17 protein-coding genes, 1 tRNA gene, 1 pseudogene and 1 riboswitch are annotated in these 14,790 nt (G+C 70.7%); of the genes and pseudogenes, 7 read left to right on the forward strand and 12 right to left on the reverse strand.

Annotation, left to right across the window (positions count from 1 at the left end; all coding sequences use genetic code 11):
• From VR44_RS16940 to VR44_RS16950, 3 genes are all read right to left on the reverse strand, one after another.
• The coding region (locus VR44_RS16940) for an ABC transporter ATP-binding protein (protein ID WP_045948346.1) at positions 1-751 on the reverse strand (751 nt) is incomplete at its 3' end.
• A gap of 2 nt (positions 752-753) precedes the next feature.
• Positions 754-1,644, reverse strand: a complete 891-nt coding sequence (locus VR44_RS16945; protein ID WP_094191707.1) for an ABC transporter permease — start codon at positions 1,642-1,644, stop codon at positions 754-756.
• Positions 1,637-2,440, reverse strand: coding sequence for an ABC transporter permease (locus tag VR44_RS16950; RefSeq protein WP_045948347.1), 804 nt, complete (start codon positions 2,438-2,440; stop codon positions 1,637-1,639). The genes VR44_RS16945 and VR44_RS16950 overlap by 8 nt, the downstream gene beginning before the upstream one ends.
• Positions 2,441-2,614: 174 nt before the next feature.
• On the opposite strand from VR44_RS16950, the gene VR44_RS16955 reads away from it, so the two are divergent.
• Positions 2,615-5,044: a transglycosylase domain-containing protein gene (locus VR44_RS16955; protein WP_045948348.1), complete on the forward strand. Its 2,430-nt coding sequence runs from the start codon at positions 2,615-2,617 to the stop codon at positions 5,042-5,044.
• A 54-nt stretch (positions 5,045-5,098) separates the two neighbouring features.
• On the opposite strand, the gene VR44_RS16960 is transcribed toward VR44_RS16955, so the two are convergent.
• From VR44_RS16960 to VR44_RS16970, 3 genes are all read right to left on the reverse strand, one after another.
• Positions 5,099-5,419 (reverse strand): DMT family transporter, encoded by a 321-nt coding sequence (locus tag VR44_RS16960; RefSeq protein WP_030158619.1) that lies wholly within the window; start codon positions 5,417-5,419, stop codon positions 5,099-5,101.
• Between the two features lie 32 nt (positions 5,420-5,451).
• A riboswitch (guanidine-III (ykkC-III) riboswitch) is annotated at positions 5,452-5,539 on the reverse strand.
• Between the two features lie 52 nt (positions 5,540-5,591).
• Positions 5,592-5,933 carry a GroES family chaperonin gene (locus VR44_RS16965; protein WP_031150129.1) on the reverse strand — a complete coding sequence of 114 codons (342 nt, stop codon included), beginning with the start codon at positions 5,931-5,933 and terminating at the stop codon, positions 5,592-5,594.
• A 49-nt stretch (positions 5,934-5,982) separates the two neighbouring features.
• A complete protein-coding gene (locus VR44_RS16970) occupies positions 5,983-6,300 on the reverse strand; it encodes a DUF3618 domain-containing protein (RefSeq protein ID WP_045948349.1) in 318 nt (105 codons plus the stop codon).
• 118 nt (positions 6,301-6,418) lie between these two features.
• Here VR44_RS16970 and bcp point away from each other — a divergent pair, with 118 nt between their 5' ends.
• Together bcp and VR44_RS16980 are read left to right on the forward strand one after the other, a co-directional pair.
• Positions 6,419-6,886, forward strand: a complete 468-nt coding sequence (gene bcp / locus VR44_RS16975) for a thioredoxin-dependent thiol peroxidase (RefSeq protein ID WP_045948350.1) — start codon at positions 6,419-6,421, stop codon at positions 6,884-6,886.
• A 241-nt stretch (positions 6,887-7,127) separates the two neighbouring features.
• A tRNA-Leu gene (locus VR44_RS16980) sits at positions 7,128-7,211 on the forward strand.
• Positions 7,212-7,275: 64 nt separating this feature from the next.
• On the opposite strand, the gene rdgB is transcribed toward VR44_RS16980, so the two are convergent.
• The 4 genes from rdgB to VR44_RS17000 all read right to left on the reverse strand — a co-directional run bounded on the left by rdgB (position 7,276) and on the right by VR44_RS17000 (position 9,641).
• A complete protein-coding gene (gene rdgB, locus VR44_RS16985; protein ID WP_045948351.1) occupies positions 7,276-7,878 on the reverse strand; it encodes an RdgB/HAM1 family non-canonical purine NTP pyrophosphatase in 603 nt (200 codons plus the stop codon).
• 42 nt (positions 7,879-7,920) lie between these two features.
• Positions 7,921-8,316: a hypothetical protein gene (locus tag VR44_RS16990; protein WP_045948352.1), complete on the reverse strand. Its 396-nt coding sequence runs from the start codon at positions 8,314-8,316 to the stop codon at positions 7,921-7,923.
• 132 nt (positions 8,317-8,448) lie between these two features.
• The gene (rph, locus tag VR44_RS16995) at positions 8,449-9,183 is read right to left on the reverse strand and encodes a ribonuclease PH (protein ID WP_045948353.1); all 735 of its coding nucleotides are present in this window, start codon (positions 9,181-9,183) and stop codon (positions 8,449-8,451) included.
• Positions 9,184-9,314: 131 nt separating this feature from the next.
• Positions 9,315-9,641: a PTS sugar transporter subunit IIB gene (locus VR44_RS17000; RefSeq protein ID WP_342669359.1), complete on the reverse strand. Its 327-nt coding sequence runs from the start codon at positions 9,639-9,641 to the stop codon at positions 9,315-9,317.
• Positions 9,642-9,765: 124 nt separating this feature from the next.
• Here VR44_RS17000 and VR44_RS17005 point away from each other — a divergent pair, with 124 nt between their 5' ends.
• Together VR44_RS17005 and VR44_RS17010 are read left to right on the forward strand one after the other, a co-directional pair.
• Positions 9,766-11,067 carry a PTS transporter subunit EIIC gene (locus tag VR44_RS17005; protein ID WP_045948355.1) on the forward strand — a complete coding sequence of 434 codons (1,302 nt, stop codon included), beginning with the start codon at positions 9,766-9,768 and terminating at the stop codon, positions 11,065-11,067.
• Between the two features lie 261 nt (positions 11,068-11,328).
• On the forward strand, positions 11,329-12,585 hold the full coding sequence (locus tag VR44_RS17010; protein ID WP_045948356.1) for a PTS transporter subunit EIIC: 1,257 nt from the start codon (positions 11,329-11,331) through the stop codon (positions 12,583-12,585).
• Between the two features lie 109 nt (positions 12,586-12,694).
• Here the strand turns inward: VR44_RS17010 and VR44_RS17015 are convergent, their stop codons facing one another.
• Complete coding sequence (locus VR44_RS17015) at positions 12,695-13,447, reverse strand: MBL fold metallo-hydrolase (protein WP_045948357.1); 753 nt, start codon at positions 13,445-13,447, stop codon at positions 12,695-12,697.
• 215 nt (positions 13,448-13,662) lie between these two features.
• Between VR44_RS17015 and VR44_RS17020 the strand changes: the two genes are divergently transcribed.
• Complete coding sequence (locus tag VR44_RS17020; RefSeq protein WP_045948358.1) at positions 13,663-14,085, forward strand: hypothetical protein; 423 nt, start codon at positions 13,663-13,665, stop codon at positions 14,083-14,085.
• Positions 14,082-14,435: a DUF488 domain-containing protein gene (locus VR44_RS17025; protein WP_045948359.1), complete on the forward strand. Its 354-nt coding sequence runs from the start codon at positions 14,082-14,084 to the stop codon at positions 14,433-14,435. The genes VR44_RS17020 and VR44_RS17025 overlap by 4 nt, the downstream gene beginning before the upstream one ends.
• A gap of 131 nt (positions 14,436-14,566) precedes the next feature.
• Here VR44_RS17025 and cysM read toward each other — a convergent pair.
• Positions 14,567-14,790, reverse strand: a pseudogene (cysM, locus tag VR44_RS17030) (cysteine synthase B); the annotation flags it as partial.

Genomic DNA, 14,790 nt, shown 5'->3' on the forward strand with positions numbered 1-14,790 from the left:
CCACCAGGGTCCGCTCACCGCCCTCCCCCAGCGCGTGCAGACCGCCCAGCACGCCGTCGTACATCAGCCGGCCGTGGTCGATCACCATCACCCGCTCGCACAGCTGCTCGATGTCCTGGAGGTCGTGCGTCGTCAGCAGCACCGTCGTCCCGAGCTCCTCGTTCAGCTGCCGAAGGAACCCCCGCACCCGCGCCTTGCTGACCACGTCCAGCCCGATCGTCGGCTCGTCCAGGTACAGCACCTCCGGATCGTGCAGCAGCGCCGCCGCGATGTCCCCGCGCATCCGCTGCCCCAGCGACAGCTGCCGCACCGGTACGTCCAGCAGCGCGGCCAGGTCCAGGCGGTCCACGCAGCGGTCCAGGTTCTCCCGGAAGCGGGCCGCCGGGATCCGGTACATCCGCCGCATCAGCCCGTACGAGTCCTTCAGCGGAAGGTCCCACCACAGGGTGGTCCGCTGCCCGAAGACCACCCCGATCCGGTGCGCGAGCCGCAGCCGCTCCCGCGACGGATCGATGCCCGCCACGCGCAGCCGGCCGCCGCTCGGGGTGAGGATGCCGGTCAGCATCTTGATCGTGGTGGACTTCCCGGCTCCGTTGGGCCCGATGTAGCCGACCACCTCACCCCTCCCGACCTCGAAGCTGATCCCGTCCACCGCCCTGACCTGGCGTTTCTCCCGGCGCATCAGCCCCGACCGGCGCCGCACTTCGAAGACCTTCTCGACCCCGTCGAGAGAGATGAGGACATCGGACACGACTAGCTCCCCGTGCTTCGGTACGAACGGACCCCCGCGCGCCACGCCAGCGACGCGGGCAGGAACACCGCGAAGGCCACCAGCGGGCTCAGGAACGCGACCCACCCCGGCAGCCCCAGCGGATCGGGCCGCCCCAGCACGTACAGCGCGGGCAGCCAGTTGACGAAGGCCAGCGGAACCACGAAGGTCACCCCGCGCAGCAACTCCCTCGCGAACACCGTCGGCGGGTACTGGAGCATGGTGCAGCCCCCGTACGTGAAGGAGTTCTGCACCTCCGCCGCGTCCCCGGCGACGAACTGGAAGGCCGCCCCGGCCACCAGCACCCCGCCGAAGATCCCCGCCCCGGCCACCACCATCACCGGCACCAGGAGCACCTTCCCCGGCGTCCAGTCCACGTCCAGCTCCGACAGCGCCCAGCCCAGCACCCCCAGCCCCTGCGCGATCCGCCCCAGCCGCCGCAGCGCGAACCGGTCCGCGGCCACCTGAGCGAGCAGCGGCACGGGCCGCACCAGCATGGTGTCGAGGGAGCCGTCCCGGATCCGGGCGCCGACCCGGTCGGTGTTGCCGAGGAGCAGGTCCGCCAGGCCCAGGGAGGCCGAGCAGGCCCCGTAGAGGAGGGCGGTCTCGGGCAGGGTGAAGCCACCGAGCGCGTCCACGTGGGAGAACATGATGGTGATCGCGACGAAATCGAGCACCGTGATCGCCGCGTTCCCGAAGGTGGCCAGCAGGAACGACGCCCGGTACGCCATCGTCGAGCGGATCCACATCCCCACGATCAGCCGGTAGCCCCGCAGCCCCTCGCGCAGCCGGCCGACGCGCCCCCGCGCCGGCTCGTACGGCCGCCGCCCTGGCCCGCCCGCCTCCGGACGCGCCGCCACCGTCACCTCAGCCACCCTGGACCACCACCTTCCGCGTGGCCGCCGACTGCACCAGCCGCCCCGCGCCCAGCAGGACCGCCGCCCATACGGCCTGGAAGCCCAGCGCCCGCACCGCTCCCCCGGCCCCCGCGTGCGTGCCGAGCAGCACGTCCAGCGGGACCTGGAGCATCGCCGCCCACGGCAGCAGCCGTACCACCTCGCCGAAGCCGCCGGGGAAGACGGTCAGCGGCAGCAGCATCCCGGAGAAGAAGATGGTCACCACGGTCGCCATCAGGTTGACCCCCGACCCGTCCAGCAGCCAGAACGCGGCCAGCGCCAGCAGGTACCGCACCCCGAACCCGACGACCAGCCCGAGGGCGACCGACAGCAGGAACAGCAGCCAGCGCAGCGGATCGGACGGCAGCGCCAGGGTGAAGGCCAGCGCCCCCGCCAGCAGGGGCAGCAGCCCGCGCCCCAGCAGCTGGAAGCCGGCCCGGCCGAGGTCGGTCGCGAGCCACCAGGCCTGGAGGTCGGCCGGACGGTAGAGGTCGACGGCGATGTCACCCGTGCGTATGCGTTCCTGGAGCTCCTCCTGGAAGCCGCCGCCGATGAGCGAGCCGGCCGCCAGCAGGGACTGGCTGACCCAGACGAAGGTCAGGGCCTGCGCCTGGTCGTAGCCGCCGAGGTGGGGGCGCTCGTCCCACAGGGCGACGTACGTGTACGCGACGATGAAGCCGAAGACCGTATTGGTGAAGACCCCGGCGGCGGTCGCCGTCCCGTAGGCCGCGTAGCGCCGGAACCCGCCCGCCGCGACGGCCAGATAGAGACGCACCGTATCCCTCCGTTTCCCACGTCGTTCCTACGTCGGCCAAAGCGCGCGAGCTTAGTGCGGAGGGGCGAGCCACGCGACCGTTTTATGCCCGTCCGGGGCGGAACAAGCGGCCATCGGGTAGACACCATGAGGTACAGATGTGGATATTTCATACGGTCACGAGGAGTCCCGGCGATGAGCGACGAGTCACCACCCCCGGGCTGGACGCCTCGTGAGCCGGACACCCCGAAGCCGCAGGGCAAGGCCAAGGCCAACGGCAAGGCCAAGGCCAAGGCCAAGGCCAAGGGCAAGGCCCCACGCAAGCGCACCGGATGGCGCCGCCTCGTCCCCACCTGGCGGATGGTGCTGGGCGCGGTCCTGCTGCTCCTGCTGCTGATCGGCGGCGCGCTCGTCGCCGGCTACCTGCTGGTCGACATCCCGCCGGCCAACTCGGCCGCCACCGCCCAGTCCAACGTGTTCCTCTACGCCGACGGTTCCCAGCTCGCCCGCGACGGCGAGGTCAACCGCGTCAACGTCCCGCTGTCCCAGGTCCCCCGGACCGTCCAGGAGGCCGTACTGGCCGCCGAGGACCGCGACTTCTACTCCGAACGGGCGGTGGACCCCAAGGCGATGCTCCGCGCCGCCTGGAACACCGCCACCGGCAAGGGCACGCAGTCCGGCTCCACCATCACCCAGCAGTACGTCAAGAACTACTACCTGGGCCAGGAACAGACGATCAAACGGAAGGTCAAGGAGTTCTTCATCGCGATCAAACTCGGTCGCGAGAAGTCGAAGGACTACATCCTCGAGGGCTATCTGAACACCAGTTACTTCGGCCGCAACGCCTACGGCATCCAGGCCGCCGCCCAGGCCTACTACGGCAAGGACGTCAACAAGCTCACCACCTCCGAGGGCGCCTACCTCGCCACCCTCCTCAACTCCCCCAGCGCCTTCGATGTCGTCTCACACCCCCAGAGCCGCGACCGCGCCCTGGCCCGCTGGAACTACGTCCTCGACGGCATGGTCAAGAAGAAGTGGATGACCCCGGCGGAACGGGCCGCGGCCGTCTTCCCCGAACCGGGCAAGGTCCGCGCCGCCGCCGGGCTCTCCGGCCAGCGCGGCTACCTGGTCGAAGCCGTCAAGGACTACATCAGCGAACACAAGATCCTCGACGAGAAGACCCTCGCCGAGGGCGGCTACCGGATCACCACCACCATCGACAAGCGCCGCGAGAACGCCTTCGTCGACGCCGTCCAGAAGCAGATGGCCGACAAGCTCGACCCGGCGGCCCGGCCGGCGGACCGGGTGGTGCGCGCCGGCGGGGCCTCCATCGACCCGGCCACCGGCAAGGTCGTCGCCATGTACGGCGGCATCGACTACACCAAGCAGTACGTCAACAACGCCACCCGGCACGACTACCAGGTGGCCTCCACCTTCAAGCCGTTCGTCTTCGCCTCCGCCGTCGAGAACGACTCCCGCACCCGCGACGGCCGCCGCATCACCCCGAACACCCTCTACAACGGGGACAACCGGCGGCCCGTCGTCGGCACCCGCATCCCCTACGCCCCCGAGAACGAGGGCCAGCAGTCGTACGGGCAGATCACCGTCAACACCGCCACCGACCTCTCCGTGAACACCGTCTTCGCCCAGATGGTCGTCGACGTCGGCACGGACAAGGTCAAGCAGACGGCGGTCGCCCTCGGCGTCCCCGAGGACACACCCAACTTCGACGCCGTCCCGGCCATGGCCCTGGGCACCATGCAGGCCAGCGTGCTGGACATGGCCCAGGCGTACGCCACTCTCGCCGACCACGGCCGGCGCACCCCGTACACCCTCGTGGAGAAGATCACCAAGGAGGGCGAAAGCCTCCACCTGCCCGACCGCACCCCGCAGCAGGCCGTCAGCCGGGAGGCGGCCGACACGACCACCTCCATGCTGGGCAGCGTCGTGGACAACGGCACCGGCACCGAGGCCCTCGCGGCCGGCCGCCCCGCGGCCGGCAAGACCGGCACCGCCGAGCAGGACCGCGCCGCCTGGTTCGCGGGGTACACCCCGGACCTCGTGACGGTCGTCTCGATCATGGGCCAGGACCCCGACACGGGCACCCTCCAGCCCCTCTACGGAGCCCTCGGCGAACCCCGCCTCGGCGGCGGCGGCTATCCGGCGCGGATCTGGGCGGCCTACACGAAGAAGGCCCTGGACGGGACGGAGCCCGTGGACTTCGACCTGGAACTCCAGCCGGGCGCGGCCCAGCCCCCGCCACCGGTCCAGCCCACCACCCCGCAGCAGCCCCAGGGCAGCCGCCCGCCCTGGCTCCCGGACCAGACCGGCCGCCCCAACCCGCCGAACGGGGGCCAGACCAACGCGGGCCAGAACAACGGCGGGCAGACGAACGGGGGCCAGAACACCGGAGGCCAGACCCAGGGCGGCCAGACCAACGGCGGCCAGAACACCGGAGGCCAGACCAACGCGGGCCAGAACAACGGCGGCCAGACGAACGGAGGCCAGACCACCGGAGGCCAGACCACCGGCGGCGAAACCACGGGCGGCGGCGAAACCAACGGCGGCCAGACCACCGGCGGCCTCACCCCGCGCCGCCGCCCCCCGTCGCTGTTCCTCGAATGATCAGCACCATCAATGCCATCAGTGCCATCGATGCCGTCAGTGCCATCGATGCCGTCAGTGCCCGGAGGTGGCCTTCAGCCCCACCACCGCCACCAGCAGCAGACAGATGAAGAAGATCCGGGCGGCGGTGACGGGCTCCCCCAGCACCGCCATGCCGAGCACCGCCGCACCGGCCGCACCGATGCCCACCCACACGCCGTACGCCGTACCGATCGGCAGCGTCTTGGCCGCGTAGGACAGCAGCACCATGCTGGCGACGATCCCGGCACCGGTGAACACGGACGGCCACAGCCGGGTGAAGCCCTCCGTGAACTTCATGCCGATCGACCAGCCGACCTCGAGCAGACCGGCGACGAGAAGAAGAACCCAGGCCATGACAGGCACCTCCGGAACGAGAGCGGTACGGGGGTGCGTCGTCTTTGCGTCGAGCCGGGCCCACTGGCCCAGCTACCCGGTACGGCGCGTCTCGTCGGGGTGGTTCCCCTCCACCGTAGCAAAGGGCGTGCAAAAGGGCCGGTGACCAGCGTCACCGGCCCTCCGCCAAGCCCTACAGGTACAGCCCGGTGGAGTCCTTCGACCCCTCCAGCCGCTCCGCCGCCACGGCGTGCAGGTCCCGCTCGCGCATCAGCACGTACGTCGCCCCGCGCACCTCCACCTCGGCGCGGTCCTCGGGGTCGTACAGCACGCGGTCGCCGGGCTCCACGCTCCGCACGTTCTGCCCCACCGCGACCACCTCGGCCCAGGCGAGCCGCTTGCCCACCGCGGCCGTCGCCGGGATGAGGATCCCGCCGCCCGAGCGCCGCTCGCCCTCGGGGGAGTCTGACTTCACGAGCACGCGGTCGTGGAGCATGCGGATGGGCAACTTGTCGTGGGTGGTGTTCTCGCTCACGCCCCGAACCTACCTGTCCGCGCGCGCCGCGCACTCCGGAGGGTCGACATCAGCGCTTGCGGCGCACGGAGACCACGAGCAGCCCGACCACGCCGGCCGCGACCAGCGCGACGGGGGCGATCCGCTCGAAGCGCGGGGCGCCGTCCTCGTGGCGCAGGCCGTCCTTCACGTCGGTGATCAGCCGGTTCACGCACGCGACGGCGCGCCCGGCGGTGTGGTCGATCGCCGAGGAGACCCTGGCCCTCGCGTCCCCGATGATCGTCTGCGGGTGCATGCGCACGCCGATCTCGTCGAGCGTCTCGGCGAGCTGCTCGCGGCGGCGGACGATGTCCGCCTCGATCTGTGCGGGGGTCCTGGCTTCCGGCACCGCGCTGCCTCCGTCGTCGTGTCTCGTCTTGTATGGGCTTGATCCGTCATGGACAGTCTGTCAGCTCAGTCAGCTTAGGCTCATGCCGTACGGATCCCCTCCCGAGGAGAGCACTGACATGAGCGAGCGACTCCAGCCGGGCGACACCGCCCCCGCCTTCACCCTGCCCGACGCGGACGGCAACGAGGTCTCGCTGGCGGACCACAAGGGCCGCAAGGTCATCGTGTACTTCTACCCCGCCGCGCTGACCCCGGGCTGCACGAAGCAGGCCTGCGACTTCACGGACAACCTGGACGTCCTGGCCGCGGCCGGCTACGACGTCATCGGCGTCTCCCCGGACAAGCCGGAGAAGCTGGCGAAGTTCCGCGAGCAGGAGCACCTGAAGGTCACCCTGGTCGGCGACCCGGAGAAGGAGGTCCTGGCGGCGTACGGGGCCTTCGGCGAGAAGAAGCTGTACGGCAAGACGGTGACCGGGGTCATCCGCTCCACGGTGGTCGTCGACGAGGAGGGCAAGGTCGAGCACGCCTTCTACAACGTCAAGGCGACCGGCCACGTAGCGAAGATCATCAAGGACCTGGGCATCTGACCCCCACCCACCCCCTCGAAGCGGCCCGCACCCTCCCGGTGCGGGCCGCTCCGTTTGCCGGACGCAACGGCGGGAATCCCGGCGACCGCTCGTCAACCTCCGCTACCCGTGCCCCAATTGCCATCCCCTCCCCGACACCCGGTGCGGGCGGCGGGCACGGGACCTTGTCGCCCTTCGGGTACCCTCCGCCGTAGACTGAGCGGAGCCACTCCAGGGCAATGTCCAAATTGCTCGAACTGTCGCGGTTGTGGTGGAATTGGCAGTCACGCTGGGTTTAGGTCCCAGTGGGGTAAAACCCGTGGGGGTTCGAGTCCCCCCAACCGCACGCACACCGAAGGCCCCCACGCAGCAGCGTGCGGGGCCTTCGGGCTGTGCGGTGGGCCGGGGGCTCAGGCCAGGAGTTCGCGGAGGACCGGGATCAGGGCGCGGAAGGCCTGGCCTCGGTGGGAGATGGCGTTCTTTTCCGCCGGGGTGAGTTCCGCGCAGGTGCGGGTTTCGCCGGTCGGCTGGAGGATCGGGTCGTAGCCGAAGCCGCCGCCGCCGACCGGGGAGTGGCGGAGGGTGCCCAGGAGGCGGCCCTCCACGACGCGTTCGGTGCCGTCCGGGAGGGCCAGGGCGGCCGCGCAGAAGAAGTGGGCGCCGCGGTGTTCGTCCGGGATGTCGCCGAGCTGGCTCAGGAGGAGTTCCAGGTTGGCCCGGTCGTCGCCGTGGGCGCCGGCCCAGCGGGCGGAGAAGATGCCGGGGGCGCCGTTCAGGACGTCGACGCACAGGCCGGAGTCGTCCGCGATGGCGGGGTATCCGGTGGCCTGGGCCAGGGCGTGGGCCTTGAGGAGGGCGTTCTCGGCGAAGGTGACGCCGGTTTCCTTGACGTCGGGGACCTCCGGGTACGCGTCCGCGCCGACCAGTTCGTGCGGCAGGCCGGCGTCGGACAGGATGGCGCGGAGTTCGGTGACTTTGCCCGCGTTGCGGGTGGCGAGGATCAGGCGGGTCATGCCGCCATTATCCCGGTCGGGGCGGAGCCGCCGGGGCGGCCGTCAGCCCGGGGTGCAGACCTTGGAGATCTCCGCCGCCGCGTCCGCGACCGGCTTGATGTCGGGGGCGGTGTTGCCCTGCTCGACGGAGGTGCGGACGTTCTTGACGGCCGTGGTCATGGAGTCGACGGCCTTGCCGAGGTCGGCGTTGCCGGTCTGGTCCTTGATCTTCTTCAGGTCGGTGTCGATCTGGTTCAGCGCGTTCTGGGTGTCCTGAACGCTGTTGCCGGCGTTGGAGACGGCCTGCTGGAGGTTGTTGACGCCGTTGGTGATGGCCACGGCGGTGTTGGCGCAGTCCATCGCGGTGGAGATGGCGTCGCAGGAGGTGAGGGCCGGGACGGCCAGGGCAGCCGCGAGGGCCGTGGCGGCCAGGCGGAGTTTGGGCTGGGTGAGGTTCATGTGGTCCCCCCGGGGGTGTGGGTACGGGCACGGATACGCGTACGGGCGCGCGGCCGTGAGACCGTGCGCCCGTACCGGCGTAGACGCGGGCCCGTGCCGCGCGGTTGCCAGGGGGTGTCCGCCGGGCACCCCCTACGGGAGCTGGAGGTCCAGGGCGCCGAGCTGGAGGGCTTCGAGGTCGGCGCAGCCGCCGGCGGCGAGGTCGAGGAGGGCGTTGAGTTCCTTGCGGTCGAAGGGTTCGCCCTCGGCGGTGCCCTGGACCTCGACGAAGCGGCCGTCGCCGGTGCAGACGACGTTCATGTCGGTCTCGGCGCGGACGTCCTCCTCGTAGCAGAGGTCGAGGAGGGGGACGCCGTCGACGATGCCGACGCTGACGGCGGCGACGGTGCCGGTGAGCGGCTTGCGGCCGGCCTTGATGAGCTTCTTCTTCTGGCCCCAGGTGATGGCGTCGGCGAGGGCGACGTAGGCGCCGGTGATGGCGGCGGTGCGGGTGCCGCCGTCGGCCTGGAGGACGTCGCAGTCGAGGACGATGGTGTTCTCGCCGAGGGCCTTGTAGTCGATGACGGCGCGGAGGGAGCGGCCGATGAGGCGGGAGATCTCGTGGGTGCGGCCGCCGATCTTGCCGCGGACGGATTCGCGGTCGCCGCGGGTGTTGGTGGAGCGCGGGAGCATCGAGTACTCGGAGGTGACCCAGCCTTCGCCGCTGCCCTTGCGCCAGCGCGGGACGCCTTCGGTGAAGGAGGCGGTGCAGAAGACCTTGGTGTCTCCGAAGGAGATGAGGACGGAGCCCTCGGCGTGCTTGCTCCATCCGCGTTCGATGGTGACCGGGCGGAGCTGTTCGGGCGTGCGGCCGTCGATGCGAGACATGGCTGTGAGCCTAGTCGCTGTGGGGGCGGGCCGGGTGACGGGTGGGGGGAGCGGAGGGGACGGCGGCGGATACGGGTGGACCCCGTCCGGTCGGGCCGGTACGGGGTCCTGGTCATGCTCCGCGGGGCGGTTCACATCATGTCTTCGATTTCGCCGGCGATCGGGTCGGCGTCGGTGCCGATGACGACCTGGACGGCGGTGCCCATGCGGACGACGCCGTGGGCGCCGGCGGCCTTGAGGGCGGCCTCGTCGACGAGGTCGGGGTTGACGACCTCGGTGCGCAGGCGGGTGATGCAGCCTTCGACCTCTTCGATGTTCTCGATTCCGCCGAGCCCGGCGACGATCTTCTCAGCCTTGGTGGCCATGTGTTTCTCCCTGAGTGTGGCGAAGAACGAGTCTCGGCGGCCGTAACCAGCTGCGTCCGCTTCGTCACGGTAGCTCACGGTTGGCCTATCCACGCGAGCACGGGCCTGGGGTCTGCCGAATGATGACGATCAGCGGCACCCTGCCCGGCAACTGGTCTACACCAGTGTGCCGTACGTGCCGCGACTGCCAAAACGGGCCGGCCCAGGGAGGACGCGGATGAGCGCGAGCAGTGCCGAGGCGGCGCCGCAGCCGAAGTGGTGGAGCGGCCTGTACCCGGGGCTCCAGAAGATGGGGCGCAGTCTGCAGCTCCCGATCGCCGTGCTGCCGGCCGCGGGGATCCTGAACCGGCTCGGGCAGCCGGACGTGTTCGGCAAGGACGGGCTGGACTGGGCGCCGGTGGCCAAGGTGATGGCGGGTGCGGGCGGGGCGCTGCTCGACCCGGACCTGGGTCTTCCGCTGCTGTTCTGCGTGGGCGTGGCGATCGGGATGGCCAAGAAGGCGGACGGGTCGACCGCCCTGGCGGCGGTGGCGGGGTTCCTCGTCTACCGGGGGGTGCTGCACGCGTTCCCGAAGGCGTGTCCGGTGGGGACGAGGGACATCGGGGGCGGGTGTCTGACCCCGACGGACACCTTCGCGGGGTACACGTACCAGAACCCGGGGGTGTTCGGCGGGATCGTGATGGGGCTGCTGGCGGCGTGGTTCTGGCAGCGGTACCACCGGGTGAAGCTGGTGGACTGGCTGGGATTCTTCAACGGGCGCCGGCTCGTCCCGATCATCATGTCGTTCGTGGCGATCGCGTTCGCGGTGGTGTGCCTGTGGATCTGGCCGCCGGTGGGTGACGCTCTGGAGCGGTTCTCGGACTGGCTGATCGGTCTGGGCTCGTTGGGTGGCGGGATCTTCGGTGTGGCGAACCGGGCGCTCCTGGTGATCGGGCTGCACCAGTTCCTGAACGTGCCGGTGTGGTTCCAGTTCGGTTCGTTCACGACGCCGGACGGGGTGGTGAAGCACGGGGACATCAACATGTTCCTGGCCGGCGACCCGCATGCGGGGCTGTTCCTGAGCGGGTTCTTCCCGATCATGATGTTCGCGCTGCCGGCGGCGGCGCTGGCCATCACGCACTGCGCGAAGCCGCTGCGGCGCAAGGAGGTCGGGGGGCTGATGCTGTCGGTGGCCCTCACCTCGTTCGTCACGGGGATCACGGAGCCGCTGGAGTACTCCTTCCTCTTCGTGGCGCCGATGCTGTACGTGGTGCACGCGCTGCTGACGGGGGTGTCGATGGCGGTGACGTGGGCGCTGGGGGTGCACGACGGGTTCAGCTTCTCGGCGGGGCTGATCGACTACGTCATCAACTGGGGGCTGGCGACCAAGCCGTGGCTGATCATCCCGATCGGGCTGGGTTTCGCGGTCGTCTACTACGTGGTGTTCCGCTTCGCCATCACGGCGTTCGACATCCCGACGCCGGGGCGGGAGTCGGACGAGGAGATCGCGGCGATGCAGGCGGAGAACACCAAGGCGTGACCGACGCGGCGGTGACGCCGCCGACCGCCTTGTGACACAAGGCCCGGGCCTTCGGATCCAGCGATCCGGAGGCCCTTCGTCCTGTGGCCCAGGCCACACAAAATCGAAGGTTCCTTATCTAACCCCGACCGTGCTACAACTGGTCTACACCACCTAATGGTGTAGACCATGCAGCTGCCGAGCAGCCAGTGGTCTCTTCCGAGACGCCGCCACCCCATTTTCCCCTGTCCCTGGCAGCGCCTTGCCCACTGGAGGAAGCCCATGTCCACAGCGACCGCTGCGGAGAAGAAGAAGGGCGCTGGCGTGATGGCCGTCATGCAGCGCATCGGCCGGAGCCTCATGCTCCCCGTCGCGGTGCTGCCGGCCGCCGCACTGCTGGTCCGTCTCGGCGACAAGGACATGCTGGGCTCGGCCTCGATGCCGGAGTTCATCAACAAGATCGCCGGCTACATGTCCGCGGGCGGCGGCGCGATCCTGGACAACATGGCGCTGCTGTTCGCCGTGGGCATCGCGATCGGCTACGCGAAGAAGTCGGACGGCTCCACGGCCCTGGCCGCCGTCACCGGCTACCTGGTCTTCAAGAACGTGCTGGCCACGTTCACCGACTCCAACCTCCCGAAGATCGCCAAGGTGGTCGACGGGAAGGTCGCCATGGTCGAGGCGCCGGTCGACGCCAAGGTGCTCGGCGGCGTCGTGATGGGTCTCGTCGTCGCCCTGATCTACCAGAAGTTCTACCGGACCAAGCTGCCCGAGTGGGCGGGCTTCTTCGGCGGCCGCCGTCTCGTCCCGATCCTCTCGGCCTTCGCCGGTCTGCTGATCGGCATCGTCTTCGGTCTCATCTGGCCGGTCCTCGGCACCGGTCTGCACAACTTCGGTGAGTGGCTCGTCGGCTCGGGTGCCGTCGGCGCGGGCATCTTCGGCGTCGCCAACCGCGGTCTGATCGCGGTCGGCATGCACCACCTGCTCAACTCCTTCCCGTGGTTCCAGGCGGGCGAGTACAACGGCAAGAGCGGCGACATCGCCCGCTTCCTCGCCGGCGACCCGAGCGCCGGACAGTTCATGACCGGCTTCTTCCCCATCATGATGTTCGCCCTGCCGGCCGCGTGCCTGGCGATCGTCCACTGTGCCCGTCCCGAGCGCCGCAAGGTCGTCGGCGGCATGATGTTCTCCCTCGCGCTGACCTCGTTCGTCACCGGCGTGACCGAGCCCATCGAGTTCACCTTCATGTTCATCGCGCCGGTGCTCTACGCGGTCCACGCGGTGCTGACCGGTGTCTCCATGGCCCTGACCTGGGCGCTGGGCATGAAGGACGGCTTCGGCTTCTCCGCCGGCGCCATCGACTACCTGCTGAACCTCGGCAAGGCCACGAACCCGGCCGGTCTGGCGCTGGTCGGCCTCTGCTTCGCGGCCCTCTACTACGTGATCTTCCGCTTCGCGATCACCAAGTGGAACCTCCCGACGCCGGGCCGCGAGTCCGACGAGGAGCTCGCCGAGCTGGCGAAGGCCGAGGCCAAGTAGGACCGGCGGTCCGGTCCCCCGCAGTTTCGTAGGCGGCAACTACGCGACGGAGCCCCCGCTCTCCCGGAAGGGAGGCGGGGGCTCCGTCGTGCTGTGGTGTCCGGCGGGGTCAGACCTCGTAGACGGCGCCGGCGTACGCGAGGTCGACGCTGCCGCCGTAGACCGCGCGGGCGTCGGCCAGGTTCTGCGCGGCGTCCGTCCACGGCGGGATGTGCGTCAGCACGAGCCGCCCGACACCGCCGGCGCGGGCGCACTCCCCGGCCTCGCGGCCGTTGAGGTGGAGGTCCGGGATGGCCTCCTTGCCGTGCGTGAAGGAGGCCTCGCACAGGAACAGGTCCGCGCCCTCGGCCAGCATCCCCAGCTCGGGGCAGACCCCGGTGTCCCCGGAATACGCCAGCACCCGCCCGCCGTGCTCGACGCGGATCCCGTACGACTCGACCGGGTGGCACACCCGCTCCGTGCGGACCGTGAACGGGCCGATCTCGAAGCTCGCGGACTTCAGGGTGCGGAAGTCGAAGACCTCGCTCATCGAGCGCTCGTCCGGGACGTCCTCGTAGGCCGTGGTCAGGCGCTGCTCGGTGCCCTCCGGCCCGTAGACGGGGAGGGGGCCGCAGCGGCCGCCCTCGTGCCGGTAGTAGCGGGCGACGAAGTAGGCGCACATGTCGATGCAGTGGTCGGCGTGCAGATGGCTCAGGAAGATCGCGTCGAGGTCGTAGAGACCGCAGTGGCGCTGGAGCGCGCCGAGGGAGCCGTTGCCCATGTCGAGGAGCAGCCGGAAGCCGTCGGCCTCGACGAGATAACTCGAACAAGCCGAATCCGCGGACGGGAACGACCCCGAACAGCCGACGACGGTGAGCTTCATGGAGCGTGAACCTCCGTGGACGGTCCGTGGACGGATTGCGGGCCGTGCGTGCGTCGAGCGTAAGGCGCGGAACCTCCGGTCGCTCCTCCGCGGCAGGCCGTTGTGGGGGGAATCACCTGTGCTGTCACCCAGGGGAGCGACGGGGGGTACGGGCGTTGCCGCGTCGTCCGCGTCGTTGCCGTGCCGGGGTCGGCCCTCGCGGCTACGGTCGGTTTATGGACACGTCCTGGTGGTTCGCCGTGGTGGCGGCGGTCGCCGTGGTGGGGGTGGTGCTGCTGCCCTGGCACGTCAGGAGGCGCGCGGACGCTCCCCCGGCGCCGCCGCACGGGCTCGGGCCGCCGCCGCGGGTGCGGGCCGGTGAGCTGTGGAGCGTGGCGGACGGGCGGCCCTGCCTGGTGCTGTCGGTGCGGCCGCACCGGGAGTCGGCGCGGGTGGCGTGGATCGTCGGCAAGTACGACGACCGGCGGCCCGGGGTCATCCCGCTGCCGCCGGGCACGGTGGGCGTCGGGGGCCGCGGCGGCTTCCTGGAGGCGGACCGGCCGCAGGAGGTCTCCGTGTGGGAGTTCCGCCGCATGCTCGGGACGCTGGACCCGGCGCTGTGGGACGAGGCCAAGGGGCTGGGGGGCGGTGCCGGATGAGCGGCCGGGGCGTCCGGTTGCGGCGGGTCTACGATCCCCCCGAGCCTGGGGCGGACGGCGTAAGGGTCCTCGTCGACCGGCTGTGGCCGCGCGGGCTGTCGAAGGAGGCGGCGGCGGTGGACCAGTGGCCGAAGGCGCTCGCGCCGTCGACGGAGCTGAGGAAGTGGTTCCACGGGGGCGGCTCGGCGGAGGAGTTCCGGCGGCGGTACGAGGCGGAGCTCGCGGGGGCGGGGGCGGAACTCGACCGGCTCCGGGACCTGGCGGCGTCCGGCCCCCTGACGCTGCTCACGGCGGTCCGTGACCCGGCCTCCAGCCATGCGGCGATCCTGGCGGAGCACCTCGCGGAGTAGTGCCGGCGGGTGGGGGCGGGTGGGTGTGTACCGTGCGCTCCGCGCCCGGTCGCCTCAACGCCGGCGGGGCCATGTGCAGCCCCGCCGGCGTTTGGGGCGCCGGGGTCCGGGGGCAGAGCCCCCAGGGGTGGCTACGCCCAGAGCTGGCCCTGGAGGACCTCGATCGCTTCCTCCGTCGTCGCCGCCGTGTAGACGCCCGTCGACAGGTACTTCCAGCCGCCGTCGGCCACGACGAACACGATGTCGGCGGACTCGCCGGCGGCCACCGCCTTGCGGCCGACGCCGATCGCCGCGTGCAGGGCGGCGCCCGTCGAGACGCCCGCGAAGATGCCCTCCTGCTGGAGGAGTTCACGGG

This window comes from Streptomyces katrae (genome assembly GCF_000966975.1).
In the GTDB taxonomy this organism is placed as follows: Bacteria; Actinomycetota; Actinomycetes; order Streptomycetales; family Streptomycetaceae; genus Streptomyces; species Streptomyces katrae.